Origin of the sequence: Phenylobacterium sp., assembly GCF_037138395.1 — a bacterium.
Lineage (GTDB): Bacteria > Pseudomonadota > Alphaproteobacteria > Caulobacterales > Caulobacteraceae > Phenylobacterium.
On record NZ_JBAXIM010000265.1, the window covers coordinates 1 to 1,694 of the forward strand.

Sequence of the window (1,694 nt, forward strand, 5' to 3'; positions counted from 1 at the left end):
GGCGAAGGCGCCGGCCCTGGACTTCGCCCGCGACCGGCGGGTTTCCAACCGGGTCATCAATACCGCCGCCGATCCAGACGCCGCCGACCACCAACTTGCCGAGACCCTCGTCGCCTCCGGCGCCGACTGGGTGGTCCTGTCCGGCTATCTGAGGCGCATCGGCCCCGCGGTCCTGGCCCGCTTTCCCGACCGTATCCTCAACATCCATCCCGGGCCCCTGCCCGCCTTCGGAGGGGAGGGGATGTACGGGCGCCGGGTCCACGAGGCCGTCATCGCCGCTCAGGTCCCCGCCAGCGCGGTCACCATCCACCTGGTCGACGGCGAATACGACCACGGGCGGGTCCTCGGCCGCTGGCCGGTGCCGGTGGAGGTCGGGGAGACGGCGGAGACCCTCGAGCAGCGCATCACCGCCCTGGAACCCGAGGTCATGACCCGGACCCTGATCGACCTGGCTGAAGGCCGCCTCCGCGTCGATCAGGCGTCCTGAAGCTGCACCCTTGCGGAAACCGGCAGGCGGTTTCCAGCGGCCGCAGCGCGCTTGGCCCCACGCTCGATTTCCTTCATCAGATCCTGGCAGTAGACGCCGAAGTCCACCTGGATCGTATGCCGCTTGGAGGCATAGTACTGGCCCATGTGCAGGGCCTCGTCCTCGGCGGTGATCCGCACCATCTCGGCGGGCGAGGGGGGCAGGTACCGGCCCGTAAGGTAAGCCGCGACGAACTTGGTCTGCTGCTCGGCAAAGTTCACAAGGGTCGGCAGGGGCTGGGCCAGGCCCATGTAGAAGAGGTTGGGCACGCCGGGCTTCATCATCCGCTTGTAGAGGGGCAGGCGATGCTCGGAGTCCGGGACCAGTTCCGGGTCCTCGAAGAACGGGAACTTCATGTCATAGCCGGTGGCGTAGATGATGACGTCCACGTCCTCGACGCTGTCGTCGTTAAAGCGCACCTGCCGGCCTTCCAGGGCCTTGATGCCCGGCCGGAAGGTGATGTCGCCGCAGCCCGCCCGGGTGAGGAACTCGCCGCTGACGGAAGGATGGGCCTCCAGGGGCTCATGGTCAGGCTTGGGCAGGCCATAGTCCTCCATGGCGCCAAGGGCCTTCTTGATGGTCTGGCGGGCGAGGGCCAGGCCCAGCTTGCGCGGCATCCAGGGGGGCATGGCCGCCTTGTCCGCCGGACGGCCGTTCATGTACTTGGGCAGGACCCAGACGCCCCGCCGGGCCGAGACGATCAGCCGACCCGCCAGGGGCCGCTGGGACAGCTCCGAGGCGATGTCCATGGCCGAATTGCCCATGCCCACCACCACCACGGTCTTGCCGCGCACGTCCACGGGATCGAAGGGCGTGCGATAGGCGTGGGAGTGAAGGGACACCCCATCGAAATGACCCGGATAGTCCGGCGTCCGCGGGCTCCAGTGGTGGCCATTGCAGACAAAGAGTATGTCGTAATGCCTTGTTTCACCTGTCGAAAGCGTGACGTTCCAGAGGCCATCTGCATCGCGCACGGCGCGGGTCACGGCGGTGTTGAAGGTGATGGTCTCGCGCAGGCCGAAATGGTCGACATAGGCGTTGAAGTACTGCAGCAGCTGGCTGTGGTGCGGAAAGTCCGGCCAGCCCGCCGGCACCGGATAGTCCTCGAAGGCCAGACGCCACTTGGACGTATCGATGTGCAGGCTCTGGTAGCAGGCCGAGTGGCCAT

The 1,694-nt window shown here is 67.1% G+C and carries 2 protein-coding genes; one reads left to right on the forward strand and one right to left on the reverse strand.

The annotated features are described in order from the left end of the window. The coding region (locus WCJ52_RS13075; RefSeq protein WP_336903740.1) for a formyltransferase family protein at positions 1 to 487 on the forward strand (487 nt) is incomplete at its 5' end. On the opposite strand, the gene WCJ52_RS13080 is transcribed toward WCJ52_RS13075, so the two are convergent. Then, positions 475 to 1,694 (reverse strand): NAD(P)-binding domain-containing protein (locus WCJ52_RS13080; RefSeq protein WP_336903741.1); only part of this gene is annotated, 1,220 nt, incomplete at its 5' end. The genes WCJ52_RS13075 and WCJ52_RS13080 overlap by 13 nt on opposite strands.